Source organism: Dactylosporangium cerinum (assembly GCF_042653625.1).
Classification (GTDB): domain Bacteria; phylum Actinomycetota; class Actinomycetes; order Mycobacteriales; family Micromonosporaceae; genus Dactylosporangium; species Dactylosporangium cerinum.
The window spans coordinates 617,714-643,467 of record NZ_JBHSIU010000041.1 but is presented as its reverse complement, the minus strand read 5'-3'; the positions used below and the strand labels follow the sequence as shown (position 1 = coordinate 643,467).

31 protein-coding genes and 1 pseudogene are annotated in these 25,754 nt (G+C 72.6%); 19 read left to right on the top strand and 13 right to left on the bottom strand.

From position 1 onward, the window contains the following. Nucleotides 1–150: 150 nt before the first annotated feature. A complete protein-coding gene (locus tag ACFPIJ_RS32050) occupies nt 151–1,371 on the top strand; it encodes an MFS transporter (protein WP_380120505.1) in 1,221 nt (406 codons plus the stop codon). A gap of 58 nt (nt 1,372–1,429) precedes the next feature. On the opposite strand, the gene ACFPIJ_RS32045 is transcribed toward ACFPIJ_RS32050, so the two are convergent. Together ACFPIJ_RS32045 and ACFPIJ_RS32040 are read right to left on the bottom strand one after the other, a co-directional pair. Then, nucleotides 1,430–2,470, bottom strand: a complete 1,041-nt coding sequence (locus ACFPIJ_RS32045; RefSeq protein ID WP_380120503.1) for a PLP-dependent cysteine synthase family protein — start codon at nt 2,468–2,470, stop codon at nt 1,430–1,432. Between the two features lie 117 nt (nt 2,471–2,587). Next, on the bottom strand, nt 2,588–3,238 hold the full coding sequence (locus ACFPIJ_RS32040) for a TetR/AcrR family transcriptional regulator (protein WP_380120501.1): 651 nt from the start codon (nt 3,236–3,238) through the stop codon (nt 2,588–2,590). A 66-nt stretch (nt 3,239–3,304) separates the two neighbouring features. On the opposite strand from ACFPIJ_RS32040, the gene ACFPIJ_RS32035 reads away from it, so the two are divergent. Then, a complete protein-coding gene (locus tag ACFPIJ_RS32035) occupies nt 3,305–3,820 on the top strand; it encodes an SRPBCC family protein (RefSeq protein WP_380120499.1) in 516 nt (171 codons plus the stop codon). Nucleotides 3,821–3,876: 56 nt separating this feature from the next. Here the strand turns inward: ACFPIJ_RS32035 and ACFPIJ_RS32030 are convergent, their stop codons facing one another. The 3 genes from ACFPIJ_RS32030 to ACFPIJ_RS32020 are packed head-to-tail and all read right to left on the bottom strand — an operon-like array spanning nt 3,877 to nt 6,133. Further along, nucleotides 3,877–5,493, bottom strand: coding sequence for a methyl-accepting chemotaxis protein (locus tag ACFPIJ_RS32030; protein WP_380120497.1), 1,617 nt, complete (start codon nt 5,491–5,493; stop codon nt 3,877–3,879). A 22-nt stretch (nt 5,494–5,515) separates the two neighbouring features. Then, a complete protein-coding gene (locus ACFPIJ_RS32025; protein WP_380120495.1) occupies nt 5,516–5,995 on the bottom strand; it encodes a nucleotide triphosphate diphosphatase NUDT15 in 480 nt (159 codons plus the stop codon). 21 nt (nt 5,996–6,016) lie between these two features. Beyond that, a complete protein-coding gene (locus ACFPIJ_RS32020) occupies nt 6,017–6,133 on the bottom strand; it encodes an aldo/keto reductase (RefSeq protein ID WP_380120494.1) in 117 nt (38 codons plus the stop codon). Between ACFPIJ_RS32020 and ACFPIJ_RS32015 the strand changes: the two genes are divergently transcribed. Then, entirely contained in the window at nt 6,128–6,949 is an 822-nt protein-coding gene (locus ACFPIJ_RS32015; RefSeq protein WP_380120493.1) for a LysR family transcriptional regulator, read from the top strand. The two genes, ACFPIJ_RS32020 and ACFPIJ_RS32015, sit on opposite strands and share 6 nt — an antisense overlap. On the opposite strand, the gene ACFPIJ_RS32010 is transcribed toward ACFPIJ_RS32015, so the two are convergent. From ACFPIJ_RS32010 to ACFPIJ_RS32000, 3 genes are all read right to left on the bottom strand, one after another. After that, entirely contained in the window at nt 6,939–7,142 is a 204-nt protein-coding gene (locus tag ACFPIJ_RS32010) for a hypothetical protein (protein WP_380120492.1), read from the bottom strand. The two genes, ACFPIJ_RS32015 and ACFPIJ_RS32010, sit on opposite strands and share 11 nt — an antisense overlap. 63 nt (nt 7,143–7,205) lie before the next feature. Then, nucleotides 7,206–8,129 (bottom strand): sulfotransferase domain-containing protein, encoded by a 924-nt coding sequence (locus ACFPIJ_RS32005; protein ID WP_380120491.1) that lies wholly within the window; start codon nt 8,127–8,129, stop codon nt 7,206–7,208. Nucleotides 8,130–8,240: 111 nt separating this feature from the next. After that, nucleotides 8,241–8,618 (bottom strand): hypothetical protein, encoded by a 378-nt coding sequence (locus tag ACFPIJ_RS32000; RefSeq protein WP_380120490.1) that lies wholly within the window; start codon nt 8,616–8,618, stop codon nt 8,241–8,243. A gap of 79 nt (nt 8,619–8,697) precedes the next feature. Here ACFPIJ_RS32000 and ACFPIJ_RS31995 point away from each other — a divergent pair, with 79 nt between their 5' ends. Genes ACFPIJ_RS31995 through ACFPIJ_RS31980 form a run of 4 tightly spaced genes read left to right on the top strand, consistent with a single transcriptional unit; the run spans nt 8,698 to nt 12,007 of the window. Beyond that, a complete protein-coding gene (locus ACFPIJ_RS31995; protein WP_380120489.1) occupies nt 8,698–9,897 on the top strand; it encodes a D-alanyl-D-alanine carboxypeptidase family protein in 1,200 nt (399 codons plus the stop codon). Nucleotides 9,898–9,950: 53 nt separating this feature from the next. Continuing rightward, complete coding sequence (locus ACFPIJ_RS31990) at nt 9,951–10,844, top strand: aldo/keto reductase (RefSeq protein ID WP_380120488.1); 894 nt, start codon at nt 9,951–9,953, stop codon at nt 10,842–10,844. A 3-nt stretch (nt 10,845–10,847) separates the two neighbouring features. Further along, nucleotides 10,848–11,513: a hypothetical protein gene (locus ACFPIJ_RS31985; RefSeq protein ID WP_380120487.1), complete on the top strand. Its 666-nt coding sequence runs from the start codon at nt 10,848–10,850 to the stop codon at nt 11,511–11,513. Continuing rightward, nucleotides 11,489–12,007 (top strand): hypothetical protein, encoded by a 519-nt coding sequence (locus ACFPIJ_RS31980; protein WP_380120486.1) that lies wholly within the window; start codon nt 11,489–11,491, stop codon nt 12,005–12,007. The genes ACFPIJ_RS31985 and ACFPIJ_RS31980 overlap by 25 nt, the downstream gene beginning before the upstream one ends. Before the next feature lie 16 nt (nt 12,008–12,023). Here ACFPIJ_RS31980 and ACFPIJ_RS31975 read toward each other — a convergent pair whose 3' ends face one another. Together ACFPIJ_RS31975 and ACFPIJ_RS31970 are read right to left on the bottom strand one after the other, a co-directional pair. After that, nucleotides 12,024–12,710: a response regulator gene (locus ACFPIJ_RS31975; protein ID WP_380120485.1), complete on the bottom strand. Its 687-nt coding sequence runs from the start codon at nt 12,708–12,710 to the stop codon at nt 12,024–12,026. Next, entirely contained in the window at nt 12,707–14,074 is a 1,368-nt protein-coding gene (locus tag ACFPIJ_RS31970; RefSeq protein ID WP_380120484.1) for a sensor histidine kinase, read from the bottom strand. The genes ACFPIJ_RS31975 and ACFPIJ_RS31970 overlap by 4 nt, the downstream gene beginning before the upstream one ends. Before the next feature lie 143 nt (nt 14,075–14,217). Here ACFPIJ_RS31970 and ACFPIJ_RS31965 point away from each other — a divergent pair, with 143 nt between their 5' ends. The 7 genes and pseudogenes from ACFPIJ_RS31965 (at nt 14,218) to ACFPIJ_RS31935 (ending at nt 19,152) form a co-directional block, all read left to right on the top strand. Next, on the top strand, nt 14,218–14,766 hold the full coding sequence (locus ACFPIJ_RS31965; protein WP_380120483.1) for a hypothetical protein: 549 nt from the start codon (nt 14,218–14,220) through the stop codon (nt 14,764–14,766). Next, complete coding sequence (locus ACFPIJ_RS31960) at nt 14,763–15,842, top strand: peptidoglycan-binding protein (protein ID WP_380120482.1); 1,080 nt, start codon at nt 14,763–14,765, stop codon at nt 15,840–15,842. Before ACFPIJ_RS31965 ends, ACFPIJ_RS31960 begins: the two co-directional genes overlap by 4 nt. Further along, a complete protein-coding gene (locus ACFPIJ_RS31955) occupies nt 15,839–16,525 on the top strand; it encodes an ABC transporter ATP-binding protein (protein WP_380120481.1) in 687 nt (228 codons plus the stop codon). Before ACFPIJ_RS31960 ends, ACFPIJ_RS31955 begins: the two co-directional genes overlap by 4 nt. Beyond that, nucleotides 16,522–17,715, top strand: a complete 1,194-nt coding sequence (locus ACFPIJ_RS31950; protein WP_380120480.1) for an ABC transporter permease — start codon at nt 16,522–16,524, stop codon at nt 17,713–17,715. The genes ACFPIJ_RS31955 and ACFPIJ_RS31950 overlap by 4 nt, the downstream gene beginning before the upstream one ends. A gap of 19 nt (nt 17,716–17,734) precedes the next feature. Next, a complete protein-coding gene (locus ACFPIJ_RS31945; protein ID WP_380120479.1) occupies nt 17,735–18,049 on the top strand; it encodes a hypothetical protein in 315 nt (104 codons plus the stop codon). Nucleotides 18,050–18,076: 27 nt separating this feature from the next. Beyond that, nucleotides 18,077–18,181 (top strand): annotated as a pseudogene (locus ACFPIJ_RS31940) (IS5/IS1182 family transposase); the annotation flags it as partial. Nucleotides 18,182–18,288: 107 nt separating this feature from the next. Continuing rightward, nucleotides 18,289–19,152, top strand: coding sequence for an SHOCT domain-containing protein (locus ACFPIJ_RS31935; protein WP_380120478.1), 864 nt, complete (start codon nt 18,289–18,291; stop codon nt 19,150–19,152). 77 nt (nt 19,153–19,229) lie between these two features. On the opposite strand, the gene ACFPIJ_RS31930 is transcribed toward ACFPIJ_RS31935, so the two are convergent. Continuing rightward, nucleotides 19,230–19,781, bottom strand: a complete 552-nt coding sequence (locus ACFPIJ_RS31930; RefSeq protein ID WP_380120477.1) for an alpha-ketoglutarate-dependent dioxygenase AlkB — start codon at nt 19,779–19,781, stop codon at nt 19,230–19,232. Nucleotides 19,782–19,884: 103 nt separating this feature from the next. On the opposite strand from ACFPIJ_RS31930, the gene ACFPIJ_RS31925 reads away from it, so the two are divergent. Further along, the gene (locus tag ACFPIJ_RS31925) at nt 19,885–20,028 is read left to right on the top strand and encodes a hypothetical protein (RefSeq protein WP_380120476.1); all 144 of its coding nucleotides are present in this window, start codon (nt 19,885–19,887) and stop codon (nt 20,026–20,028) included. Between the two features lie 25 nt (nt 20,029–20,053). Here ACFPIJ_RS31925 and ACFPIJ_RS31920 read toward each other — a convergent pair whose 3' ends face one another. Continuing rightward, a complete protein-coding gene (locus ACFPIJ_RS31920) occupies nt 20,054–20,944 on the bottom strand; it encodes a pentapeptide repeat-containing protein (RefSeq protein WP_380120475.1) in 891 nt (296 codons plus the stop codon). A 109-nt stretch (nt 20,945–21,053) separates the two neighbouring features. Then, nucleotides 21,054–21,674 (bottom strand): TetR/AcrR family transcriptional regulator, encoded by a 621-nt coding sequence (locus ACFPIJ_RS31915; protein WP_380120474.1) that lies wholly within the window; start codon nt 21,672–21,674, stop codon nt 21,054–21,056. 80 nt (nt 21,675–21,754) lie between these two features. On the opposite strand from ACFPIJ_RS31915, the gene mddA reads away from it, so the two are divergent. The 4 genes from mddA to ACFPIJ_RS31895 all read left to right on the top strand — a co-directional run bounded on the left by mddA (nt 21,755) and on the right by ACFPIJ_RS31895 (nt 25,353). Beyond that, nucleotides 21,755–22,498 (top strand): methanethiol S-methyltransferase, encoded by a 744-nt coding sequence (gene mddA / locus ACFPIJ_RS31910; RefSeq protein ID WP_380120473.1) that lies wholly within the window; start codon nt 21,755–21,757, stop codon nt 22,496–22,498. 13 nt (nt 22,499–22,511) lie between these two features. Next, nucleotides 22,512–24,713, top strand: coding sequence for an alpha/beta fold hydrolase (locus tag ACFPIJ_RS31905; protein WP_380120472.1), 2,202 nt, complete (start codon nt 22,512–22,514; stop codon nt 24,711–24,713). A gap of 54 nt (nt 24,714–24,767) precedes the next feature. After that, the gene (locus ACFPIJ_RS31900) at nt 24,768–25,106 is read left to right on the top strand and encodes an Imm51 family immunity protein (RefSeq protein WP_380120471.1); all 339 of its coding nucleotides are present in this window, start codon (nt 24,768–24,770) and stop codon (nt 25,104–25,106) included. 61 nt (nt 25,107–25,167) lie between these two features. After that, nucleotides 25,168–25,353, top strand: coding sequence for a LuxR C-terminal-related transcriptional regulator (locus ACFPIJ_RS31895; RefSeq protein ID WP_380120469.1), 186 nt, complete (start codon nt 25,168–25,170; stop codon nt 25,351–25,353). Nucleotides 25,354–25,754 lie beyond the last annotated feature (401 nt).

Here is a 25,754-nt window from a genome sequence, read left to right as displayed (position 1 = left end):
CCATCACCCGGCGAACGAGAGGCGGGAGATCCCTCGAACTATAGCCAGGCAGAATGTTAGGGATCCCTCCCTATCTACGGTACGGTGTGCTTCGTCGATGCGTCGACCGTGCCGGGCATCCGGACGGATGGCCTTGAGGGGAAGGACGTCATGAGTACACAGATCGCGCCGGGGCGCCGGAGGCGCACCAACCTCGCACTGCTGCTGCTGTTCCTGGGAACCTTCACGATGGGCAGCGCCGAACTGGTCGTGGTCGGCGTGCTCCAGCCGGTCGCCACGGACCTCGGCGTGTCGGTGAGCACCGCCGGATTCCTGGTCACCGCCTATGCGCTCGGCCTGTCCATCGGCGGGCCGGTCCTGACCGCGCTCACCATCAGGCTCGGCCGCCGCCCGCTGCTCTGGTCGACGCTGGCCGCGTGGCTGGTGTTCAACCTGGTCGCGGTGCTCACGGCAGACTTCGCCACGTTCATCGTCGTGCGGGCGGTCACCGGCTCGCTGCAGGGCCTCTTCGTCGGCCTCGCCTTCACCGCCGGCATCAGCATGGTGCCGCCGGAGCGGATCGGCCGGGCGTTCTCCGCCGTCATCGGCGGGTTCGCGGTCTCCACCGCGCTCGGTGTGCCGATCGGCACGCTGATCGGCGAGGCCACCAGCTGGGAGGGCGCGTTCCTGGCCATCATCGGGCTCGGCGTGCTGATCCTGGCCGCCCTGATACTGGTCATCCCGCCCGTGCCCAGCGGCGGCGCGGGCAACGCCTGGACCCAGGCGCGGCATGCGTTCGCGCCGCGGGTGCTCGCCGTCCTCGGCCTGTGCGTGCTGCTGTTCGCCGGACCGTACGCGACGCTGACCTACATCACCCCGTTCCTCGACCGGGTCACCGGCATCTCGGGCGCCGGCATCAGCGCGTTCCTGCTGGCGTACGGCGCGGCCACCGCGGTCGGCGCCTTCGGCGGCGGCCGGTTCGCCGACCGCAACGCGTCGCGGGCCATCCTCGTGACCAACGCCGTCCTCGTCGCGGCCCTGGCGCTGCTGTACGTCGTGGCCGAGGCGCCGCCGCTCGTCGCGCTCGCGCTGATCGTCTGGGGCATCGCCGGATTCGGCATGGTGCCGTCGCTGCAGTACCGCATCGTGTCGCTGTCCGGCCCGGGCGCCGACCTGGCGGCCACGCTGCCCGCCTCGGCCATCAACGCCGGCATCGCCATCGGTTCCCTCATCGGCGGCTGGGCCCTCGCCACGCACGGGGCCTCCGCACCGGTGATCGTGGGCATCGTGGTCTCCGCGATCGCCGTCCCGGTGTCCTGGGCGACCGGCCTGCTCCGGGTGCCGGTCACTGATCAGGCGCCGGCGCCGGCCACGTCACCGACGGCCGCCTGACCGAGCGGAGCACCGGGTGGGCGCTCACCACGTTGCACCCACCCGGTGCCCGCGACCATCACGGCCACTGGGTGACCTCGATGCCCGCGGTGCGCAGCCACTCGTCGTTGTAGTACGTGTCCCGGTACGGCTCGCCGCCGTCGCAGATCAGGGTCGCGACCGTGCCGCGTTCGCCGCGTGCCCGCATCCGGGACACCAGGTGCATGACGCCCCACAGGTTCGCGCCCGTCGACGGGCCCGCCCGCCAGCCGTGCGCGTCGGCCAGGTGGCGCATCGCGGCCACGCTCGCCCCGTCGGCGACGGGGATCACCAGGTCGATGACGGCCGGCAGGAAGCCGGGCTCGGTGCGCGGCCGGCCGATGCCCTCGATGCGCGACGGCATACCGGTCGCGTACCCGGGATCCCCGGTCACCCAGCCCGGGAAGTACGCGGAGTGCTCGGGATCGACGACGGCGAGCCGGGTCGGCAACCCGTGGAAGCGCGCGTGCCGGCCGATCGCCGCCGAGGTGGCGCCCGTGCCCGCGCCGGTCACGACCCAGTCGGGCGGCGCCCCGGTCGCCGAGGTGACCTGCCGGACCAGCGTCGCGGCCAGCCCGGAGGCGTCGCGCCAGTCCTCGGACCGCGCCGCCCAGGCGAAGTGGTCCAGCAGGTGCGTGCCCGGCTCCTGGGCCAGCCGACGCGCCTCGTCGTAGATGCCCACCGGCGGGTCGAACGGGTGGCAACGGCCGCCGTGCGCGGAGATCCTGGCGCGCTTCGCCGCAGAGGTGCGCCCGGGAACGACCGCGACGAACGGCAGCCCGAGCAGGCCGGCGAGCCGGGCGGCGGCGACCGCGCCGTTGCCGGCGGTGGCGTCGATGAGCGTGGTCCCCGCACCGATCCAGCCGCTCGCGATCGCGTGCTCGAACGATCGGCGGACCGTGCCGTCCTTCACGCTGCCCGTCGGTCCACCCGAGTGGTCCTGCAGCAGCAGCGAGATGCCCCACTCCGGCGGCAGCGGATAGTGCCGTAAGGGAGGGCTGGCAACAGGCGCGCGCAGCGCGGCGAGCGCGTCCACGGCCCAGCGTCGCTCCCGCGCGGCCGCCGGCAGATCGTCGTGCATCATGGCAGTCTGCCACGGGTCACACCCGGAACCGGCCGACCAGGTCGCGCAGTTCGTGGCTCATCGCCGAACCAGCCGCGTCGCCGTGCCGGCCATGCTACGAGCAGGCGGTGCCCGTTATCCGGTGGCGGGCACGTACTGGTGATAGGCGAGGAACATGTCCACGCCGGTGGTGATGAGGCGTTCGGCGACGGGATCCGGCAGCGTCGCGCCGTAGGCGCTGTGGATCAGATGCGGGTAGAGCACGAGGGAGTACAGCTGGATGATGGCGACGTCGACGTCCGGCATCCGCAGCCGCCCCTGGGCCACGAGCCGTTCGAACGTCGCCGCCAGGGCCGGCCGGGCCCGGTCGGGGCCGTTCTGCTGCCAGGCCTGACCGAGCCGAGGAAAGCGGCGCACCTCGCTGACGACCAGGTGACGCAGGGCGAGCATGTCCGGCCGGGTCATCGCGGCGACCCAGGAGCGCGCGGTCCAGACGAGGCTCTCGCGCAGGTCGTCGGAGCTGTCCAGGCGCGCCTGCGTGCCGGCGACCGCCTGGTCGAGCGCCTGCTCCAACGCGTCGCCGATGACGGCCTGGAACAGGCCTTCCTTGCTGCCGAAGTGGTTGTAGACGGTGACCTTGGAAACCCCGGCCTGGTTGGCGATCAGGTCGATCCCGGCGTCGAAGCCGTGCTGGACGAACGTGTCGCGGGCTGCCCGCACGATCGCCTGGCGCTTGCGTTCAGCCCGTTCACCTGCAGGTATGCGGGGCGTTTGGGGCTGGGTCATGAGCGGACGCTATCACATCTGAACTGTACTGTTGAGTTCACATGTACTGAACTGTATGGTTCAGGAATGTCTCTTGAGTCCGTCCACAACGACAACGTCACGTTCTGCCTCCGGCGCATCTCCGCGTCCACGCCCGGCTGGAAGACCCTCGTCGTGCAGGGTTCAGCGGTCACCGAAGCCAGCCCGCAGCAGGTCTGGCGGGTGTGGAGCGACCTGGCCACCTGGCCGCACTGGTCGCCGCTGCACACGGCAACCGCCTGGGCGGGCACCCCCGGCTTCGCCTTGGGCGCGCGCTTCGACCAGACCCTTGCGCTGGGTTTCCCCGTCGGCACCAAGACCGAGCAGGCCACCATCGCCGAACTCGAACCCGAGGCCCGCGCCGCCTGGGCCGGTGACTCCGGCGGCATCAGGAGCTGCCACTCATGGCGCTTCACCCCGACGGCCTCCGGCGGGACGCACATCAGCAACGTCGAGGCGTTCACCGGTGCGGCCGTCGGCCTGGTCCGCCCGCTGGTTGCCCGGCCCTGGAACCGCATGTTCCAGGGCGCCGTCAACGGCCTGGCCCGCACCGCCGCGACCTGAGCTGGGCATCGGAGGGTGCCGGCCGGGTCACGGAACCCGGCCGGCGCCCGGGCCCGTCACACCCGGAACTGGCCCACCAGGTCGCGCAGCTCGTGGCTCATCGCCGACAGCTCGTGCGCGGCGGTGCGGGTGTCCTGGACCCCGCCGGTCGTGCTCTGCGCCGCGGCGGAGATCCCGGCGATGTTCGCGGCGATGTCGGCAGAGCTCGCGGCCGCCTGGGTGATGTTGCGGCTGATCTCGTCGGTGGTCGCGGTCTGCTCCTCCACGGCGGCGGAGATCGTGTTCTGGTATTCGCCGAGCCGGCCGGTGATCTCGACGATCTGGTTGATCGCGTCGGTCGCGGCCGCGGTGTCCTGCTGGATGCTCTGCACCTTCGCGGTGATGTCCTCGGTGGCCCGGCCGGTCTCCTGCGCCAGCTGCTTGACCTCGCCGGCGACCACGGCGAAGCCCTTGCCCGCCTCGCCGGCCCGGGCGGCCTCGATGGTCGCGTTGAGGGCGAGGAGGTTCGTCTGCCCGGCGATCGCGGTGATCGCCTTGACCACGTCGCCGATCTCCCGGCTGGACGAGGCGAGCCGGCCGATCAGGTCGAAGGTCGCCTGGGTCAGCAGGTTGGTCTGGCCGCCGATCCTGGCCGCCTCGGCGGCGGTCCCGGCGATCTGCTGGATCGAGACGCTCATCTGTTCCGCGCCGTTGGCCACGGTCCGCACCGTGCCCGACACCTCGTCCGCCGAGGCGACGATGAGCCCGGACCGGTCCGACGTCTGCTGGGCGCCGGTCATGATGCTGGTCGACGTGTCGGTGAGCCGGGCGCTGGCCTCGGCGACGGTCGCCGCCGACCCGCCGATGGCGCGGACCGTGTCACCGATCTTCGCGACGAACGTGTTGAACGACCGGCTGACCGACGTGAACTCGTCGTCGCCGCCGGCGTCCAGGCGGCGGGTCAGGTCCCCGTCGCCGTCGGCGATGTCGGCGAGCCGATCGCCGATGGCGCGCAGCGGCCGGATGATGGACAGCGACAGCGCGACGGCCAGCAGGATCGACAGCAGCAGCGCCGCGATGCCGGCGACGGTCGCGGTCCGGCTCGTCGTGCTCGCCGAGTGCTGCGCGCCGCGTTGCGCGGTGGCGGACTTCTGCCGGGCGACGGCGAGCAGGTCGTCGACGCCGTCGCTGATCGTCTGGTACACGTCCAGGGCCTCACCGGCGACGATGTCGTTGGCCTCGGACGTCTGCGCCGGGGTGCCGGCCCGGTAGGCGGCGATGACCCGCTCGTCGAGGCCGAGGAACTCGGTGAACGCGGCCCGGATCGCGCGCACGTCGGCCTGCTGGCCGGCGGTCAGCGGCAGCGCCGCCATCGCGTCGACCTCGCTGCTGAAGCTGTCCATCGCCGCGAGGAACGCCGCGCGGGACACCGCCGTGTCCGCGGTCGCGTCGGCGGCGCCGCGGACGATGTCGAAGGCGTAGCCGGCCTGCCAGCCCAGCACGTCGGTGCTGCGGAACTTCAGCTGCTGCGCCGTGTCGAGCTCGGCCTGCGCGGCGGACAGGCTGGACGCGGTCGTGCGGGTGCCGTCGGCCGACGACAACGCCGCCAGCCAGATGGCCACCACGCACAGGGAGACGATCAGGAACCCGACCGCCAGTCGCGTCGCGACCCGGGTCCGCCGGAGCATGTTCATGTCGTCGAGCCTCCTGAACGGGCTACGCCATCGGGCACTCCTGAGGCTCATCGGCTCCGGCCGGCGGCACGGCAGGAAAAACCGCGGACTTCCGGATGGTGTCGAACAGCGGCGAGCGCAGCAACTGCCGCCACGGCAGGAAGAGCGGCTCGGGCAGGGCGTCGAAGTCGTACCATCCCAGGCTCAGGCACTTGTCGGGCTCGAGGATCGCCGGCTCGCCGGACACGTGGTCGCTGAGCATCCAGACGGTGACGTAGTGGCGGTCCTCGTCGGCGAAGACGTCGTTGGTGACGGCGCCGAACCGGACATTGGTGATCTGGACGCCGGTCTCCTCGGCGACCTCCCGGATCGCGGTGTCCTCGAACGATTCACCGAACTCGAGGTGGCCGCCAGGGACCGACCACGTGCCGGCGCCGTGCGCGCCGTGGCGCCGCGCCATCAGGAACCTTCCGTCGCGGAAGACGAACACCCCGATCCCGACCCTGACATCCCCGTTTTCCACGGCGGCCATGGTACCGGCGAGCTACAGCGCGGCGAGGTCCTCGGCGTCGAGTTCGATGTGTGCCGCCGCGACGTTCTGCTCCAGGTGCGCGAGGCGGGACGTGCCGGGGATCGGCAGGATCGCGGGGGAGCGGTGCACGCCGTCTCGCAGCAGATCGCCCGGCTCGAACGGGAGACCGGCCAGCACCTGGTCGAGAAGCAGGGCCGCGGCGTGCGGGTCACCGAGGCCGGCGCCGTGCTCGCCCGCAGCGCCGGCGAGGTCCTGACGCTCGTCGAACGGGTCGAGGCGGGCCTCGCCGGGCACCGCGGCGTCGTTGCCGGCCCGCTCGCGGTCGCCGCGTTCGCAACCGCGGCCCGGGGCCTGCTGCCCGGCGTCCTGGCGCAGTTGCGGACCGCCTTCCCCGACCTGGACGTGGCACTGTCGGAGCAGGAGCCCGACGCGGCCGTCGCCGCGCTGCGCCGCGGGCACCCCGACGTCGCCGTCGTGCAGGACTGGGCCGACGACGTCCTCGCCGTCCCCGACGGACTGTCCCGGCGGCACCTGCTCGACGACCCGTTCGACGTGGCGCTGCCCGCCGCGCACCCCCTCGCCGGCCGGGCCGCCGTCACCGTCGCCGACCTCGCCGGCGAGGACTGGATCGGCTGGAGCACCGGCCAGATCTGCCACGACTGGCTGTCCGCCACCCTGCGCCGGCACGGCGCCCAGGCCCGGATCCGGCACACCGCGTCGGAGCACTCGACCCAGCTGGCCCTGGTCGCCGCCGGGCTCGGTGCGGCCGTGATCCCGCGCCTCGGCCGGGATCCGGTGTCGGTGTCGGTGTCGGTGCCGTTCGACCCGCAACCCACCCGCCGGGTCTTCGCGGTCTGGCGGGACAGCGCCGCCGCCCGTCCCGCCGTCGCCACCGCCGTGGACGCCCTCGCCTCGCACGCGGCGCGGCTCCACGTCAGTCCGTGACGCGGCGTTCCAGCGGGCATTGGTACCACAGGAAACCTGGCAACCGCGGGGTTCTGAACTGCCGTCCATCGGCCCGCACGGCCACGACTGCGTCCGGCTCGCCGAGCGCGACGGTCTGGAACCAGCTGCCGTTGCGGGCCCGGCCCTTCCGGATCAGCAGCCGGATATCGAGGATCTCGGTCTGGTCGCGCACATGGATCTCGGCGGTCAGCCCACCGTCGTCGGTGCAGGCGTGGGCTCGTGTTGCTGGTGTCGTTCAGCTGCTGTGTGTGCCGTCTTCGGCCCAGTCGACGAAGTCTGGATCGGCCAGCGACCGGATCAAGCTGTCGTAGGCGGCGAGGTCGGCGTCATTGAGGACTTCGCGCCACTGGCCGGGCTTGCCGGAGCGGAAGAAGGCACTGTTGTTGATGAACAGTCCGAGCCGCTCGTCAGGGGCCAGCTGGTGGGCCTTGGCGCGCATGGAGGTGAAGGTGGCCGCCTCGACCAGGGCTGGCCATCGGTTCCGCGGCACGCGAATGCCCAGCCGGTCGGCGAGTCGCCGCATCTCCCCTGCGAGGTCTCGAGAGAGATCGGCGTGGTGCAGCAGGATCACCGCCGGTTCGTTGCGGAGTTCCCACGCCTGGCCCAAATGGTGAACCACGGTGCGCAGCGAGTCCAGGTTCTCCGTCGCCGGCCGCGGGTCATCGATCCACCGCAGCACGCGTTCACGCGTGCTTGCCGGACGCACCGGTGTGGTTGGCGGGCCGGTGGGTGCCTGGTCGCCGGAGGCCAGGAGGCGGTGGATGACCTTGTCGTCGAGGTTGGGCCGGTGGTAAGCCATCGACACGGCGACGTCACGGGGATCGCGTCCGACAACGACATACGCGACGCCGGGCACCTGGGGCAGACCGTCGAGTGGGGTGTGGGTCTTGATGAACCGGCGGTGTTGCTGGGCGTCCAAGGTCCGGGTGACGTCCGCGATCGGTCTCAGGAACATGTCGAGCCAGGGCGAGACGGTGGTGAGCGGGGCGGGCAGGTCGGGGGTCTGGAAGACCAGCAGAGCACAGATCATCTGCATCCAGGTCGTACCGCATTTCGACGGCACGCTGATCACGATGTCGTCCGGCCGCAGCTGGAACTCCCGCCAGCGGCTGCTGTCGGTCAGTCCGCAGCGGTAGACGGCGGGCGCCGCGTTCACCATGTCATCACCCTATCGGCCGTAATCGTCACGGTGAGTCGCGTCCGATCCGGTGTCCCGTTGGCAGCGAGGTTGGTCGGCTTGAGGCGGAGCGACGGTCGACCTCGGCTGCCCTCAACGCCTCCCGGCACGCTGCTTCCAGGCGGTCTCGACCACCCCGAACGCGGCGCCGGCGAGCGCTCCGACACCCAGCCAGCGGTCGCGTCCCTCGCTGAACACCGTCGCCGCCACCCCGAACCCGACGAGCAGCAGCACGCCCACCAGCAGCATCCACGGCTTCGGCGTCATGTCGACGGGCGCCCGGTCCTCGGCCGTGGCAGTCATCTGCGGGCGCGGCCCCAGCAGGTCGCGCAGTCCGTACACCAGGCCGACCGCGAAGAACACCGCCCCGCCGCCGCCCACCCAGCGCGCGATCCCGTCGCCGGTCACCGCCAGCCACGTCCCGACCACGATGAACCCCACCGTGGCCGCGACGAAAGCCCATGGGTTCACCGGCAGATCATGCCCGGCCACCGAGTGCGCCGCACGCCCGTTTCCATCGAGCCGACCCGTGGCGGCTACGCTCCCCGCCATGGGAGCGACGGGACTGGTGGCCGCGGTGCTGAGCGCGGGGCTGATGGCGTGGCCGGCGCCGGTGGTGAGCCCGTCCACTGCGGCGCCGGCGCCGGTGCCGTGCCCGTATGCCACCATCGCCACGATCCCGCCGACGCCGCCGTCGCCCGAACGCGATCCGGCCGCGCCCGTGGTCGGTGGCGGGCAGCTCGGCACGACCGGCCTGGCCGTCGCCCCGGGAACCCCGGCGCCGCCGACGCTGTCCGCGATGTCGTGGATGGTCGCCGACCTCGACACCGGCGAGGTCCTCGGCGCCTGCGCGCCGCACCTGCGCCGCCGGCCTGCCAGCGTGCAGAAGCTGCTGCTCGCCGCGACCGCGCTGCCGAAACTCGACCCGGCGCTGGTCGTGGAGGCCACCCCCGAGGACCTCGCGCTGCCGAAGGACAGCTCCGCCGTCGGCATGATCGTCGGCGGGAAGTACCCCGTGTCGACGCTGTGGCTCGGGCTGCTGCTCCAGTCGGGCAACGACACCGCCAACGCCCTCGCCCGCGTGGCCGGCGGTGACGGCGGGGTCGCCGCGACGGTCGCGGCCATGAACGCCGAGGCGCGCCGGCTCGGCGCCGACGACACCCACGCCGTCACCCCGTCCGGCCTGGACGCCCCGGACCAGCTCACCAGCGCCTACGACCTGGCGCTCATCGCCCGCGCCGACTTCGCCCGGCCCGACTTCATCACCTACGACACCACCCTGGTCTTCCAGTGGCCGGCGCAGCCGCCGAAGGACCCGAAGGGCTTCCAGATCCAGAACGAGAACAAGCTGCTGACCGAGTACCAGGGCGCGCTGGGCGGCAAGACCGGCTTCACCGACGAGGCCCGCCACACGTATGTCGGCGCCGCGCAACGCAACGGCCGGCGGCTCGTGGTCACCATCATGGGCGCCGAGATCGTGCCCGCCCGCGCCTGGAAGCAGAGCACGATGCTGTTCGACTGGGGCTTCGCGCTGCCCGCCGCGACGTCCGTCGGCCACCTCGTCACCCCGGAGGAGGCGGCCGCGCTGCACAGCCCGCCCCCGCCGACCGCACCCGTCCAGTCGGCTGCACCGGCCGCGCATCGGGCCGGCACGTACTCGATCTGGCCGACCGTGCTCGCGGTCGGCGCGGTCGCCCTCACCGCCGTCTCGGTCGGCGTGATCACGGTGCTGCGCCGCCGCCGGCGGTAGCGCGGGCAGGAAACCCGGGTCATCGGCTGACGGCCGCGGCCTAGGATCAGGCGATGGCACTTGATCGGCTGGACCTGAGCGTGCCCGTGCACCGGATCGGGCTCGGGCTCGCCGCCGTCGGGCGGCCCGGGTACATCAACCTGGGGCGTGACCGGGACCTGCCGGAGGACCGGTCGGTGTCCTCGATGCGGGCGCGCAGCCACGCGGTGCTGGACGTCGCGTACGCGGCCGGGGTGCGCTACGTGGACGTGGCCCGCTCCTACGGCCTCGCCGAGGAGTTCCTGGCCGGTTGGCTCGGCGACCGGCGCGACGTCGTCGTCGGCTCCAAATGGGGCTACACCTACACGGCCGGGTGGCGCATCGACGCGCCGGTGCACGAGGCCAAGGACCACAGCGTCGCCACGTACGACCGGCAGGTCAGCGAGACCCTGGCACTGTTCGGGGACCGGCTCGACCTGTACCAGATCCATTCCGTGACACCGGACAGCACCGCGCTGACCGACCGGGTCCTGCACCACCGGCTCGCCGACCTGGCCGCCCGCGGCGTCACCGTCGGGCTGTCCACCAGCGGGCCGCGCCAGGCCGACGCCATCCGGGCCGCGCTGCGCGTCGAGGTCGCCGGCGAGCCGCTGTTCCGCAGCGTCCAGGCGACCTGGAATCCCCTCGAGCCGTCGGCCGGGCCCGCCCTCGCCGAGGCGCACGCCGACGGGCGCACCGTCATCGTCAAGGAGGCCCTGGCGAACGGGCGGCTCGCCGAGCGGGACGCGGACGCCATCGCGGCCGCGCTGGACCAGCCGTGGGCGGGCGTGGTGCTGTCCGGCGCGGCGACCACGGCGCAGCTGGCTCTGAATCTCCGGGCACTGTCCCTGTCCGGCACCGGTCCGCTGCCGGCACCGGAAACTCCGGACGGGTACTGGCGGCACCGCGGCACGCTTGCGTGGTCGTAGCCCATGCACAGCGCCGCGTACTGGCTGCAGTACGAACCGTTCGGACTGGTGGCGAACGGCAACGCCCACCTGGTCAACAAGGACTGGCGGGTCCACGACCTGTTCATCATGGCCAAGTTCCGGCTCGAACTGGCCTTCCTCGGCCGGCGGTGGCTGCTGCCACGCTTCGGCCAGGACACGGGCCTGGCGCTGCGCGCGCGCCTGGCCGAAACGGACGCCGCCGCCGTCGCCGAGATCACGCTGGGCCGCCTGCGCGGCGAGCCGAGCATCCTGTGCGACATCGACCTGCCCGCGGACTGGTTCCGTGGTCCGGTCGACGGACTGGCCGGCCTGCGGATCATCACGGCCGGTGTGCACGCCCTCGGTGCCGTCGGCCGGGAGTTCGGCCTCGGCCCGATCCCGATGCGGTCCCCGGGCCAGGACCGGCGCCGGGATCCCTACGCCGACGACATCTGGCTGTTCACCCCGGAACCGGCGTTGGTCGCGGCGCAGCGGGCGGCCCGCGAGGCGTTCGACGCCGTGCCGGCCGGGCACGGCGTCCTGTGCGGCCGCCCGGGCGGCGCGAAGCCGCAGTGGACCGCTCGCGTCGTCTCGGCACTGCGGGCCGAGCCCCTGTCCGACACGGCCGGAGGGGAGGTCCACCTGTGGCAGATCCCACCACTGCCCTGAGCTACGAGGTGGTCGGGGGTACGCCCCGGCAGCGCACGGCGGCCGGGAAGGACTGTGCGACCGTGCTGCACTGGCTGTCGCACTGGTCGGACCTGCTGACCTCGGCGTTCCGGCAGCCGCCGAGCCTGCGGTTCGACGTCGACGGCACGGGCGCCGCGGCGGAGGGCACGACCCTGACCGTCGGGCTCCGCGACCTGGACGGCGGCCCGGCCGCGCTGCTGCTCGCGGTGCTCACCGCCGTCGACCGGGACCTGGTCCCGACCCAGCGCCGGGTGCCCGCGCTGGAAGTGCCACGCAACCGCCGCCGCACCGACGTCGACGACCCGGACATCGCCTTTCTCAGCCACGACGAGCTGGTGCTCACCGTCAACCTCACCGGCACCGACCTGCACGCCGTCGACGACCGGCTCGGCGAGCTCCTCGACGGGGTGGCCGACCTCGCCGACATGCACGGCGGCCCGACCGCGGGGCGCTGGATCCTGCTCCCACCATGAGGACGGCACCCGTGCGTCACCGGTCGTCGTGGCGCACCAGCCCGCACTCGTAGGCGAGGATCACCGCCTGGACCCGGTCGCGGAGGCCGAGCTTGGCGAAGATCCGGCCGATGTGGGTGCGCAGCGTCCCCGGGGCCAGCAGCAGGTCCTGGGTGATCTCGGGGTTGGACCGGCCGCGGGCGATCAGGGTGAGGACCTCGAGCTCCCGGGCGGTGAGGACGGCCAGCCGGTCCGACGGGTCCACCCGGGACGGCGCGCTGCCGACGTAGTGGTCGATGAGCCGTCGCGTCACGCTGGGCGCGGTGACGGACTCGCCGGACGCGACGGTGCGGACCGCGGTGAGGAGATCCTCGGCGAGCGCGTCCTTGAGCAGGAAGCCGCTGGCCCCGGCCCGCAGCGCGGCGTACACGTACTCGTCCAGGTCGAAGGTCGTCAGGATGAGCACCCGGGCATCGGCGCCCGGCAGGGCACGGACGCGCCGGGTCGCCTCGACGCCGTCCATGCCCGGCATGCGGATGTCCATCAGGACCACGTCGGGCCGGACGCTGTCGACCACCCGCACCGCGGCCTCGCCGGTCCCGGCCTCGCCGACCACGGCGATGTCGTCGGTCTCGTCGAAGATGACCCGGAACGCCGTGCGCATCAGCGTCTGGTCGTCCACGAGCACCACGCGGATCCGCCGGACGGGGTCGTCGTCGCTCACCGGACGGTCGCCGTGCTGTCGGGGGCGCGGCTCGGCTGGGACGACACGGGGAGGCAGGCCCGCACGGCGAAACCCCCGCCCGGCTCCGGCCCGACGGCCAGCACCCCGCCGAGCAGGTGGACGCGTTCGGCGATGCCCCGCAGCCCGTTGCCGTCCTCCCGGCGCGGGCCGGCGGGGCGGCCGGCGCCGTCGTCGACGACCTCGACCTCGACCCGGTCCGAGCGGATCGTCACGGTCACGCCGGCCTCCGCGCCCGGCGCGGCGTGCTTGAGCGTGTTGGTGAGCGCCTCCTGCACGATCCGGTAGGTGGACAGGTCCACCCCGGCCGGCACGTCCGCCGGCGGTCCGGTGACCGTCAGGCGCACCGGCACGCCGGCCGCCCGGACCCGCTCGACCAGGCCGGGCAGCGCATCGATGCCGACCTGCGGGGCGAGGCCGTGCCCGGCGTCCGGCGCGGGGCCGAACGCGCCGACCAGCCGCCGCATCTCCGCCAGTGACTCGCGGCCGACCGTGATGACCTCGCGCATCGCCTGCGTGGTGCGCTCCGGGTGCCGGTGCTGGGCGGCGAGCGCCGCCTGCGCCTGCGCGACGACGACGGAGAGGCTGTGCGCCACCACGTCGTGCAGGTCCCGGCCGATCCTGGCCCGCTCGGTGGCCGTCGCCAGCGCGATCCGCTGGCGCTGATCCCGCTCCAGGTCCGCGGCGCGCTGTTCGAGGGTTTCCAGATGGGCCTGCCGGGCGCGGGAGGCGGTGCCGAGCGCGTAGGCGAGCGCCAGGACGAGCAGCATCGTCAGCCCCGGCTCGACGACCTTGTGCTGGATGTCCGCGACGGAGAGCTGGAAGCTGGGCACGCTCTTGCCGGGGGACAGCGGCTTCCTGACCCCGGGTCCGGCGGAGAGGCCGAGCTGGTTGACGACGCCGACGGCGATGACGGCGAGCATCAGCACGCCCAGCACCGCCGTGGACAGCCGCCGGGACCGGCTGCGGCTGGCCAGGGTGTACAGCGTGACCGGCACGGCGAGGTCGATGAGCAGGAAGAACTGGATCTGCGGCCCCTGCGGGTCGCGGATCAGCGCGTGCGCCGCCGCGCCGAGGCTGGTCAGGGCCAGCGCCACCAGCGGCCACCGGTGCTGCAGGAGCAGGCCGACGACCATCACGGCGGTCCAGGCCCACCAGGTGGCGAGCAGCCGGCCGGCGGCCTGCGGGTCGTTGGTCGTGTCGGTGAGCAGCACGCCGTCCACCCGCCACTCGACCGGTTTCAGCACCGGGTTGGACAGGACCGTCAGGAACAGCGCCAGCACCGCGTCGAGGAGGTAGACCCGTCGAGCGAGCAGAAGACGGAACAGTTCGCCGGCCCGGTGCACGGGCCCAGCGTAGACAGCGCTTCTGCGGTGCGCATCGGACCGCGCTCGTATCCCCGGGTAGGAGCGGACTCCGATCCACCGGCGGCAAAGATGGGATCGGGCTCAGACGACGCCGGTGCCGCCCGGGCAGCAGCCTGTGAGGCATGACGACAGCCCTACTCCGGCACCGGCTCGCGATCGTCCTGCTCGCCGCGGTCGGCATCCTCTCGGCCTGCGGCGGCGGCAAGGCCGGCCCGGCCGCGTCCCGGACCGCGGCCACGATGAGCGACGACCAGATCATGACCCTCGTCCGGCAGTACGGGCAGTGCATGCGCGACCACGGCGTCGCCCGCTTCCGGGACGGCACCCTCGAGGACGGGCGGCTCACCCGGGCCGGCGCGCCCGACGGGTCGGTGACGGAGGAGCAGATGCGGGCCGCGACCGAGGCGTGCGAACACATCTCCGCCCAGCTGCCGGCCAGCGTCCTGGCGCCGGAACCGCCGCCGTCCGCCGCGAAACTCGAGCAGATGACCAGGTTCTCCGAATGCGTCCGGCAGCACGGACTGCCGGACTGGCCGGACCCGGACAGCCGCGGCGCGTTCAAGCTCACCGACCCGACCGTCGTGAAGTCCGACAAGTTCCAGGCGGCCCAGGCCGCGTGCAAGGAGCACTACGACGGCGGGATCAAGATCAACGGCGGGTCGAAGAAGTGAGCACCGGCAGGGTGCTCGGCAGCGTCGTGGCGGTGGCCGCGGCCGGCACGGCGGTCGGGGCGGTCTGGTTCGCGGTGGCCGCGCAGCCGCAGGCCGCCGACGACGGCACGGCGGCGGTGGCGACGGGCACCGCCGAGGTCACCAGGGGCACGGTGTCCGAGCGGGTGCAGGTCAGCGGGGCGCTGGGCTTCGCCGGGTCCTACCCGGTGAACCGCCTCGGCGAGCCGGGCGTGCTGACCGCCGTGGCCGCGGCCGGCGCCACGGTCGGCCGGGGCGGCGACCTCTACGCGGTGAACGGCCGCCCCGTGCGGTTGCTGTACGGCGCCACACCCGCCTACCGGGACTTCACCGGCGGCATGACGGACGGCGCCGACGTCCGGCAGCTGGAGGAGAACCTGGTGGCGCTCGGCGCCGACCCCGGCCACCAGATCACCGTGGACCAGCACTTCTCGGCCGCCACCACGACCGCGATCCGCCGCGTGCAGACCGGCTGGGGGCTGCCGGTCAGCGAGCGGACCGGCACCCTGGCGCTGGGTCAGGTGGTGTTCCAGCCCGGCGCCCTGCGGGTCAGCCAGGTCCAGGGCACGGTCGGCACCACGATCGGGCCCGACCAGCCGGTCCTGACCGCGACCTCCGCCACGCCCGCCGTCACCGCCCAGGTCACCCTGGAGCGGCGGCCACTGATCCACGTCGGTGACCTGGTCACGGTCACCGTCGCCGGCATGCCACCGTTCCCCGGGACCATCACGCAGATCGGCCGGGCGACCAGTGCCCCGACGAACGGGCCGGCCGGGCCGCCCATGGTGCCGGTGACGATCAGCGTCACCCTGCCGGCCGCCGCCGGGGACCTGGACGAGGCGCCGGTCGACATCGCCGTCACCCGGCAGACCCACGACGACGTCCTGCTGGTGCCGGTCGCCGCGCTGCTGGCCCGCCCCGGCGGCGGGTATCAGGTGCGCCTGGACTCCGGCCGGTACGTGCCGGTCGAGCCCGGCCTGTTCGACAGCCTCAGCGGCACGGTCGAGGTGACCGGTGAGCTGAGCGCCGGCCAGCGGGTGCAGGTGCCCGTCGCATGAGCCCGGTCCTGCACCTGCGCGACGCGCGGAAGGTCTACCCCGGCACGCCGCCGGTCGAGTCGATCCGCGGCATCACCCTCACCATCCACAGTGGAGAGCTGACCGCGATCGTCGGCCCGTCCGGGTCCGGTAAGACCACCCTGCTCAACCTCGCCACCGGCCTGGACCGCCCGACGAGCGGCTCGGTCCGCATCACCGGGCAGCCGATCGAGGACCTGTCCGACCGGCGGCTGGCCGGGCTCCGCGCGCACCGACTCGGCGTGGTCTTCCAGCACTTCCACCTGATCGCCCACCTCAGCGCACTGGACAACGTCGCCACCGGCCTGCTGTACCGCGGCGTCCCGGCCGCGACCCGCCGCGCCGCGGCAACCGACGCGCTGGCCCGGGTCGGCCTCGCCCACCGGGCCCACCACAAGGCCCAGAAGCTCTCCGGCGGGGAACAGCAGCGGGTCGCCATCGCCCGCGCCCTCGTCGGCCGGCCACCGGTGGTCTTCGCCGACGAACCCACCGGCAACCTCGACTCGGCCACCGGCGCCGGCATCCTCGCCCTGCTGCGCGAGCTGCACGCCGACGGCACGACGATCGTCGTCATCACCCACAGCGACGAGGTCGCGCAGGCCGCCCACCGGCGGATCACGCTGCGGGACGGGCTCGTCGCGGACGATACCGGGAGCCCCGAATGACCCCGCTGTCCCGCCTGCGCGCCGCCGACCTGCTGCCGGTGGCCACGATCGGCCTGCGGTCCCGGCCGGCCCGGGCCGCCCTGTCGGTGCTCGGGGTCGGCATCGGCATCGCCGCCGTCGTCGCGGTCCTCGGCATCACCCGCTCCAGCCAGGCCGACCTGCTCGCCCGCATCGACCGGCTCGGCACCAACCTGCTCACCGTCGCCGACGGGCAGAGCGCCAGCGGCACGGAACGGCCGCTGCCCGCGACCGCCGCCGGCGGGGTCGGCGCCACGAGCGGTGTGCAGGCCAGCGCGCCCACCGCCGAGATCACCGACGTCCGGGTCCGCCGCAGCGAACTCGTCCCCTCCGCCGGCACCGCCGGGCTGTCGGTGCGGGCCGCCGACGCCGCGCTGCTGTCCACACTGGACGGACAGCTGGCCCACGGCGCGTTCCTCACCGACCTGACCGGCCGGTACCCGGTCGCAGTGCTCGGCCATGTGTCCGCGTCGCGGCTGGGCATCGCCGACCTGTCGGGCCGCCCGCGAATCCTGCTCGACGGCCACTGGTACACCGTCATCGGGATCCTGAACCCGGCGGAACTGGCGCCGGAGATCGACCGGTCGGTGCTCATCGGGTTCGGTGCCGCCGCCCAGGACTTCGGCCACGACGGGCACGCGAGCCGCATCTACGTCCGGGCGGCGCAGGAGCGCACGGCCGAGGTCGCGGCGATGCTCGGCCGCGCCGCCAACCCGGAGCACCCGGAGGACGTCGCGGTCAGCCGCCCCTCCGACGCGCTCTCGGCCCGGCTGGACGTGGCCGAGTCCGGCACCGCGCTGTTCGTCGGCCTCGGCGCGGTGGCGCTGCTCGTCGGCGGGGTCGGCGTCGCCAACATGATGGTCATCTCCGTGCTGGAACGCCGCACCGAGATCGGCCTGCGCCGCGCGCTGGGCGCCGCCCGCCGGCACGTGGGCCTCGAGTTCTTCGTCGAGTCGCTGCTCGTCGGTGCGGCCGGCGGCGCCGCCGGCGTCCTCCTCGGCGCCGGTGCCACCTACACCCTGGCCCTGCAACGCGGCTGGCAGCCGCTGATACCGGCGTTCGCGGTCGGGCTCGGCCTGGCCGCGGCGTGCGCGGTCGGCGCGATCGCCGGGCTGTACCCGGCCCTCCGCGCGGCCCGGCTCACGCCCACCGACGCGCTGCGGACCGGTTGACCGTCAACATTGTTCGGTCGTGACCGTCATCGCCTGGTACGGGTCCAGCTTCGCCTACTACGACGAGGAGCCGCAGACCGACGAGGAACTCGACGCCGCCGCCGTCCACGCCCGGGCCCGGCCGGCTCGCCGGGTTCTCGCCGCGGCAGTTCGAGCCGCGGCCCGGCGGCGGCGACAGCACACCGCCCGCCGGGCGCCGGTGGCCGGACGTTGGCGCCGCGGGCCGTGGCCGGGCTCACCGACCGGGTCGGTGTCCTGGCCCGCTCGCTCGTGCGGGAACTGCCCGCGGCCGGGTTCGACGTCGTGGCGGACGTCGGGCATCCGTTGTCGCTGAGTGTTCTTTGGGCCTCATGCGGCAGGCACGTTCAAGGCGCTGCGCAACGTCAGTCTCTGCCCCCGGCGGATCGGCAAGATCGTCGCCGTCGCGCTCGTCCTCCTCCACTTCGACCACGCCCGCACAACATGAGACGCTCGGTATCAACGTCGTTGCGCGGAATGTCTGGCTCAAGGCTTCTTGTCGGAACTGCGTCGCAGCATGGCTCGCGCCGCCGGCCGTGTCTAGGCTGTGACATCGTGAGCGCCCGCGTGGTCATCGCCAAAGTGATCGGCCTAGCCGCTGCGGCGGCGGTCGGAGTCGGCACGTACGGCGGGGTGAACAGCACCGACTGCGAGCCGACCGGGACCTGCCACATTTCGTCCGACATGAGCATGATCGCCGTAACCGTCGGCCTTCCGGTGGCCGTGATCGCCATCCTGGCCGGCGGAGGGCTGCTGGTCACGGGCGCGATCTTCGCCGCAGTCGGGGCAGGCGCCCTCGCGGCCGGCGTGGCGGGCGACAACCTGTTCGGCTGGGTCTTCGGGGGCATCTTCGTGCTCGTCGGGGTCGGCATCTTCGCGTTCGCCGTGTACATGCGACGGGTACCGCCGCGGCCCAATGCGGCGAACGAGGCGTATGTGCGTTCTCTCCTGGAGAGGCCGTACAACACGCTCGTGGGGCCCGGCCGACCGGCGGTCGGTACCGTGCTGTCGGTCACCGACACCGGTACCACGCTGAACGATAGCCCGCTGGCGAACATGCCGCTGCGGGTCGAGCTGGCCGACGGGTCGGTGCAGTTCGAGGCGGTGGCAACCCATCGACTGGCGAACCTGCGGCTGCGGGTCGAGCCTGCCGACGGGTCGGCGCCGTTCGAGGCGGTGGCGACAAAATTGGTGTCGCCGCTGGCGGCGCCGCAGCCAGGCGACCGGTTCAGCGTCGACTACGACCCGGCAGACTGGACCCGCCTTGCCATCCGCGAAGCGCCGCCGGTCGAACCGAGGCAGAACAGCATGGTGGACCAGTTGGCCAGGCTGGACGAGCTGCGCCGCTCGGGCGCGCTCACGCAGCCCGAGTTCGACTCGGCGAAGGCCCGGCTGCTGCGCCACGGCGACAGCGTCTGAGCACCGTGCCGTGGATCTTCACGTCACCTGACGGCACATCGCGGGACCACGATCCGACCGTGCGCGGGCCGGTCCGGTTACCGGTCCGACGCTGACGCTGGTCGCACCACTGCGAAACGCCGGAACGTCAAGCTGCACCGGAGTCCGACGCCGGCGGCGCGTGGCACGGCGTGCGTCCAGTGCCGCTGGGTTTCCGCGGTCATCAGCAGCAGCGAGCCGTGCTCGAGCACGATCTCGGCCCGGTGCGCCCGGTCCTCGCCGCGGAACACCAGCGTCCGGGTGGCTCCGAGCGAGACGATCGCGACCGCGCTGTCCGGGACCAGGCCCTCGTAGGAGTCGCGGTGGAAGCCCATCGTGTGCTCGCCGGTGTCGTAGCGGTTCGCGAGACAGTTGTCGTAATGGTGCCCGGCGTGCGTTGCCGCGATCGCGGCGATGGCGGCGATCCGTGGCGGCATCGGCGCCGGGTCGTAGTGGTGGCCGGAGTAGTTGTACGGCGTGCCGAAGCTCGCCGTCCGCCGGGCCCGGATGCGGTCGTCCCAGTCGACCTCGGCGAGCAGGAACGCCAGATCGGCGTCGGGGTCGGGCAACGCCGCGGCGATGTGGCGGACGTCGAGCGGTGGTGCGGTCATCGGGCAGACGCTACAAAACTTCTGATCGTGCTTCACGAGAGTTTCACAGGGTCAGCCCGGCGCCTGCCCCAGCGGCGTGGACCGGTTGCATAGCGTGCGGCTCATGCCGTCGTTTCTGCCCGGCCCGGCGCCGCGCGGGGCGCCGCGACGCCCGATGCTGCTGGTCGGGCTCGCGGTCGCCGCGCTGGTGCTGTGCTCCGTGATGCTGCTCGCCGGCTATCTGCTCAGCGCCTGGTTCAGCGGATAGTTCAGCGTCTGGTTCAGCGGATGGTTCAGCGGATGGTCAGGCCGACCCGTTGCGAGGTCGGGTCGGCCGGGCCGAACCGGGCCGGGCGGTATCCGCGGACGGCGCCGGACAGGTAGACGAACAGCGCGCCGACGAGCACCGGGTAGAGCACCTCGATGAACATCAGCGGCAGCAGCATCATGCCGGCGATGAACCACACGAACACGTTGACGACGGCGTAGACGACGAGCCGGGACACGCCCCGGTGCACGGCCCTCCCGCCCGGGGTCCGGCCGCGGGCGACGTCGATGAGCGCCTTGACGAGCAGCACCAGGCCGACCAGGACGGCGAGCAGCGACGCCTGGAACGTGCCCGGGTCGAGGATGTCGACCTTCGCGTCGGCCGCGTCGGCCTGGATGGCCTCGGCGAGGACGGTGCGGGCGCCGCGCAGGTCCGCCTTCACGAGCTCGGCCTGGGTCAGCGATGCGCCGGTGAAGTCCGCGCCGCGCAGGTCCGCGCCGGTCAGGTCCGCCTGGCTGAGGTCGGCGTCGGCGAACGACGCGTCGCGGGCGTCGACGGTGTCGAGCTCGGCCTGGCTGAGGTCGGCGCCGTCGAAGCGGGCGCCGCGCAGGTTGGCGCCGGTGAGGGTGGCCTGGATGAGGTCGGTGTTGCGGAACGAGGCGCCGTGCGCGTCGACCCGGGACAGGTCGGCCTGGCCGAGGTCGAGCCCGTCGAGGACCGCGTCGTGCAGGTCGGCGCAGGTGAGATCGGGCAGGCCCTCGAGGGTGGTGATGTGCTGGCCGGCCAGCTGCGCACGGGTCGCCGGGCAGTCCGGGCCGCGGGTCGGTTCGGCGCCGGCGGGGGTGGCGCCGGCCAGGGTGAGCGTCGCGATGATCAGGAGTGCACCCACGGCGTGGGTGAGGCGGGAGGTCGGCACGGGCACAGCATCAACCGTCGTGGGCCAGGTTCGCCGCGCTCCGTCTGGATCGCGACACGGTCGCCGGGATCACGTGACGGGTCGCGGACATGGATCGATCACATGGGCCTCAACTGGTGGCCGTCCGGTCGCTTTCCTCGAAGTGGCGGATGAGGTCGCCGATGCTGCGTAACCAGCGGCGGGCCCGGTCGCTCCAGCCGCCGTCCTCGCCGCCTTCGCCGCCTTCACCGCCTCCGAGAAGAATGACGGCCTCGCCGCCGAGGAACGACAGGCCGATGAGGCCGGCGACGTCGACCGGGCGCATGGGGCCCAGAGAGCCGAACCGTTCCTCCGCCTCCGTGGCGACCTGCACCAGCACGAAGAACCACGCCTGGAGCATGGTCGAGACCCTGGCGGCGACCTGCGGGTCGGACCAGCCGGCCGCGATCATCTCCTGCAGCACCCGCACGTAGCCGGAGGCGAGGTCGTCGTCGAGGAAGTCGCACGCCTGCTCGTAGCGCTTCCAGAGGGGTGTTTCCGCGCCGTACATTTGGATCTGACGGTCGACCAGCTGCTGGTTCTCGTGGTCGAGCAGTGCCAGGATGACGCCCTGCTTCCCGCCGAAGTGGTAGTGGATCTGGCTGAGTGGCACGCCCGCCTGCTCGGCGACGCGGCGGGTGGACAGCGCGGCGTAGCCGTCGGCGAGCAGGCACGCCCTTGCGGCCTCGATGATGCGGGCGGCGGTGCTCAAGCGGTTGCCTCCTTGTTCGGTCGGTCGACCGAATGCTACCGTGACTCTGGTCGGTCGGTCGACCGAACAAGGAGGCTCCTATGCTTCGCAAAGCGTTCGTCCTCATCTACGGCGCGACGGCCTATCTGGCCTTCCTCGCCACCCTGCTCTACACGATCGGATTCCTGGCCGGCGTCGCCGTGCCCAAGGGCATCGACGACGGTGCGGCAGGCCCGGCATGGCGGGCGCTGCTCGTCGACGCCGCGCTGCTGACCCTGTTCGCCGCGCAGCACAGCGTCATGGCCCGGCCCTGGTTCAAGCGGTGGTGGACCCGGTTCGTGCCGACCTCCGTCGAGCGCAGCACCTACGTCCTGGCGTCCACCGCCGTGCTGGCCCTGCTGCTGTGGCAGTGGCAGCCACTGCCCGCCGAGGTGTGGTCGGTCGGCCCGTCCTGGGCCCGCGCCGTGCTGTGGGCCGTCTACGCGCTCGGCTGGATCGTGCTGATCTTCAGCACCTTCGCCGTCGGGCACTTCGACCTCTTCGGCCTGCGCCAGATCCTCGACCGGGCGCGGGACCGCGCCTATGCCGAGCCTGAGTTCCGGGAGCCGCTGATCTACCGGCTGGTCCGGCACCCGCTCATGGTCGGCTTCCTGATCGCGTTCTGGGCCGCGCCCGACCTCAGCGTCGGCCGGCTCGTCTTCGCCCTCGCGGCGAGCGGCTACATCATGGTGGGGGTCCGGCTGGAGGAGCACGACCTGCGGGCGCAGCTCGGCGAGCCGTATGAGCGCTACCTGCGGCGGGTGCCGCGCTTCGTGCCCCGACCCGGCGCACTGAAGCAGGGCTGAGGGCGGGGGAGCTATGCGGGCACGGCAGGCGGACACCGAGGGCTTCATCGAGCACGACGGCGTCAAGATTCATTTCGAGGTGTATGGCGAAGGCGGCCCAACGATCCTGCTGCTGCCGACGTGGACCCTGGTCCACAAACGGATCTGGAAGATGCAGCTGCCCTACCTCGCTCGGCACTTCCGCGTCGTCACCTACGACGGCCCGGGCAACGGACGCTCCGACCGGCCGGCGACCCCACCGGCGTACGGGCAGGCGGCCCAGGTCGCCTATGCCCTCGCCGTGCTCGACGCCACCGGCACCGACAAGGCGGTCGTCGTGGCGCTGTCCCGGGCCGTCAACTGGGCACTCGAACTCGCCGCCGAACACCCCGCGCGGGTCCACGGCACCGTCGCGATCGGCGCCTCCATCGCCCTCACCCCGCCCGGGCAGGCCCGCGCCGCATCCGGCGGACTGGACGACCCGCCGGCACCCGACCTCCCGCCGTCTGCGGTGCCGCGGCTCGGCACCGACCCGGCGAGCCACTGGCGCAAGTACAACCGGCGCTACTGGCACACCCGGCACGACGACTTCGCCTGGTTCTTCATGGGCCAGTGCTTCAGCGAGCCGCACTCGACGAAGGCGGTCGAGGACGGCGTCGGCTGGGCCCTGGAGACCACCGGCGCCGTCCTGGACGTCGAGAGCCAGGCCGACCGGCCCGACCGCGACGCCCTCGAGTCCTGGTGCGCCCGGCTGACCAGCCCGATGCTGGTCCTGCACGGCAGCGCCGACCAGGTCGTCCCGCTCGCCCGCAGCGAGGCGCTGGCCGAGCTCACCGGCGGCGACCTGGTCGTCATCGACGGCGGCGGGCACATCCCCATCGCCCGCGACCCGGTCCGGGTCAACCTGCTGGTGCGCGGCTTCGCCGACCGGTTCCGCCCGGCGGCGCCGACCCGCCAGGTATGGAGCCGCTGGCAGTCCCGGCCGCAGCGGGTCCTCTACCTGTCCTCACCGATCGGCCTCGGCCACGCCCGGCGCGACCTCGCCATCGCCACGCAGCTGCGCGAGCTGCGGCCCGGCGTCCAGATCGACTGGCTCACCCAGCACCCCGTCACCCAGATGCTCGCCGACGCCGGTGAGCGGGTCCACCCCGCGAGCCGGTTCCTGGTCAACGAGTCCGCGCACGTGGAGAGCGAGTCCGGCGAGCACGACCTGCACTGCTTCGAGGCGCTGCGGCGGATGGACGAGATCCTCCTCGCCAACTTCATGGTCTTCCACGACCTGCTCGCGCAGGAGCGCTACGACCTCGTCGTCGGTGATGAGGCCTGGGACGTCGACCACTTCCTGCACGAGAATCCCGAGCTGAAGCGGTCGGCGTATGCCTGGCTCACCGACTTCGTCGGCTTCCTGCCGATGCCGGCCGGCGGCGAGCGGGAGGCGCTGGTCGCCGCCGACTACAACGCGGAGATGATCGGCCACATCGCCCGCTACCCCCGGCTGCGCGACCGCTCGATCTTCGTCGGCGACCCCGACGACGTCGTGGACGAGCGGTTCGGCCCGGACCTGCCCCGCATCCGCGACTGGACGTCCGAGCACTACGACTTCGCCGGCTACGTCACCGGCGCTGTCACCGGCACCGGCACCGGCGCTGTTACCGGCGCTGGGTCGGCCGCGTCCGACGCCGACTCGCGGGCCGCTGCGCGCGCCGTGTTGCGGGCCTCGCTCGGTTATCGGGACGACGAGCGCGTCTGCGTGGTCACGGTCGGCGGCTCGGGCGTCGGCGGGCACCTGCTCAGGTTGGTCGCCGCCGCGTTCCCGGAGGCCGCCCGGAAGGTGCCCGGACTGCGGATGATCCTGGTCGCCGGCCCGCGCATCGACCCCGCCTCGGTGCCGGCACCGGCGGGCCTGGAGGTCCGGCCGTATGTGCCGTCGCTGGACCAGCACCTCGCGGCGTGCGATCTCGCGGTGGTCCAGGGCGGCCTGACCACCTGCATGGAGCTGACCGCGGCCGGTCGGCCGTTCATCTACGTGCCGCTGCGCAACCACTTCGAGCAGCAGTTCCACGTCACCCACCGGCTGCGCCGCCACGGCGCCGGCCGGCGGATGGACTACGACACCCTGACCCCCGACATGCTGGCCGCGGCGATCGCGGAGGAGATCGACCGCCCCGTCACCTACCGCCCCGTGTCCGGCGACGGCGCCGCCCGCGCTGCCGCCCTGCTCGCCGAGCTCTTCTGAGCGGACACCGCCCACGGTTTGCTGTTCGTGGTGGAGGCCTGCGAAGCTCCGTCCATGACCGCGCTGAAGCTGATCGAGACGTCGCCGGGCAAGTACTCGCTGTTGCTCAACGCCGGGACCACCGACGTCGACGGTCTCGTCGAGGAACTCGGGCACGAGCCCAACGGGTACTTCTGGGCAGAGGTCGCGAAGCTGCTCGTCAGCACGGAGGCGCCGGCGCTCGAAGGCCGGTTCTCCTATGACCCGGAGGGCGGCATGTTCTGTGCGTACGGCACCGACCGGGGCGCCCTCGAATCGCTGTCGAAGCTGCTGGCCCCTGTCACCACCGACGCGGCGCAGGTGCGGAAGATCGTTGAGCTCGCCAAGGCGAAAGGCATCGAGCTCGACGACTGACCGCCTGCATGCCCGCCTTCATGTGACGAAGAAGGTGAGGTTGTCCCGCACTTTCGCCCCGATGGGCACCGACGTGCTGGCCGCCCTGTCCCGCGGCCGCTCCAACCGCGAGATCGCCTGCGCCTTGTCCCTCGGCGAGCAGACAGTGAAGTCCAACGTGTCGAGCATCCTCACCGAACTCGGCCTCCAGGACCGTATCTCCGTGTTCGATTGCCCGACGGCAGTCCCGGCACCTGCACCGGCTTGATCATGAATGTCGCCGGCGGAGAAGAAAGCCCTCCACGCCGTCGAAGATGCCGATGTTCGGTTCCGCGTTCCATCCCGTTGTCCGGAAGCTGCCGACCCCGTCCTTGTCGAAACCAAAGCAGTCAGGGATCAATGGGCGGCGCCACAATGGCGCGATCTTGTGCAATTGTCGAATCGGCAGGGTCCGAATCCGCGATGCGTGCGTGAACAGGCGTGATCGTCTGTTTTTGATCAATGAATCTCGATTGATCAACCATTGGCCGTAGTGCAGGGGTCGCCGAGTGCAATATGGTGACCTGCACGGCGGTGCGCCCCGCCCGTCGGATGTGGAATGGCCAAGCCGGCAAGGAAAACGCCCTTTCTTGCACATGGTGAATGCGACCTGGGTTCAACGGATTCGAA

What these genes read in the sequence shown, in the direction of transcription:
- ACFPIJ_RS32050 (WP_380120505.1), top strand. Translation starts at nt 151, where the DNA reads ATGAGTACACAGATCGCGCCGGGGCGCCGGAGGCGCACCAACCTCGCA.
- ACFPIJ_RS31990 (WP_380120488.1), top strand. Translation starts at nt 9,951, where the DNA reads ATGGCACTTGATCGGCTGGACCTGAGCGTGCCCGTGCACCGGATCGGG.
- ACFPIJ_RS31950 (WP_380120480.1), top strand. Translation starts at nt 16,522, where the DNA reads ATGACCCCGCTGTCCCGCCTGCGCGCCGCCGACCTGCTGCCGGTGGCC.
- ACFPIJ_RS31985 (WP_380120487.1), top strand. Translation starts at nt 10,848, where the DNA reads ATGCACAGCGCCGCGTACTGGCTGCAGTACGAACCGTTCGGACTGGTG.
- ACFPIJ_RS31925 (WP_380120476.1), top strand. Translation starts at nt 19,885, where the DNA reads ATGCCGTCGTTTCTGCCCGGCCCGGCGCCGCGCGGGGCGCCGCGACGC.
- ACFPIJ_RS32045 (WP_380120503.1), bottom strand. Translation starts at nt 2,470, where the DNA reads ATGCACGACGATCTGCCGGCGGCCGCGCGGGAGCGACGCTGGGCCGTG.
- ACFPIJ_RS31965 (WP_380120483.1), top strand. Translation starts at nt 14,218, where the DNA reads ATGACGACAGCCCTACTCCGGCACCGGCTCGCGATCGTCCTGCTCGCC.
- ACFPIJ_RS31995 (WP_380120489.1), top strand. Translation starts at nt 8,698, where the DNA reads ATGGGAGCGACGGGACTGGTGGCCGCGGTGCTGAGCGCGGGGCTGATG.
- ACFPIJ_RS32035 (WP_380120499.1), top strand. Translation starts at nt 3,305, where the DNA reads ATGTCTCTTGAGTCCGTCCACAACGACAACGTCACGTTCTGCCTCCGG.
- ACFPIJ_RS31930 (WP_380120477.1), bottom strand. Translation starts at nt 19,781, where the DNA reads ATGACCGCACCACCGCTCGACGTCCGCCACATCGCCGCGGCGTTGCCC.
- ACFPIJ_RS31955 (WP_380120481.1), top strand. Translation starts at nt 15,839, where the DNA reads ATGAGCCCGGTCCTGCACCTGCGCGACGCGCGGAAGGTCTACCCCGGC.
- ACFPIJ_RS32040 (WP_380120501.1), bottom strand. Translation starts at nt 3,238, where the DNA reads ATGACCCAGCCCCAAACGCCCCGCATACCTGCAGGTGAACGGGCTGAA.
- ACFPIJ_RS31895 (WP_380120469.1), top strand. Translation starts at nt 25,168, where the DNA reads ATGGGCACCGACGTGCTGGCCGCCCTGTCCCGCGGCCGCTCCAACCGC.
- mddA (WP_380120473.1), top strand. Translation starts at nt 21,755, where the DNA reads ATGCTTCGCAAAGCGTTCGTCCTCATCTACGGCGCGACGGCCTATCTG.
- ACFPIJ_RS31905 (WP_380120472.1), top strand. Translation starts at nt 22,512, where the DNA reads ATGCGGGCACGGCAGGCGGACACCGAGGGCTTCATCGAGCACGACGGC.
- ACFPIJ_RS32030 (WP_380120497.1), bottom strand. Translation starts at nt 5,493, where the DNA reads ATGAACATGCTCCGGCGGACCCGGGTCGCGACGCGACTGGCGGTCGGG.
- ACFPIJ_RS31900 (WP_380120471.1), top strand. Translation starts at nt 24,768, where the DNA reads ATGACCGCGCTGAAGCTGATCGAGACGTCGCCGGGCAAGTACTCGCTG.
- ACFPIJ_RS32005 (WP_380120491.1), bottom strand. Translation starts at nt 8,129, where the DNA reads ATGGTGAACGCGGCGCCCGCCGTCTACCGCTGCGGACTGACCGACAGC.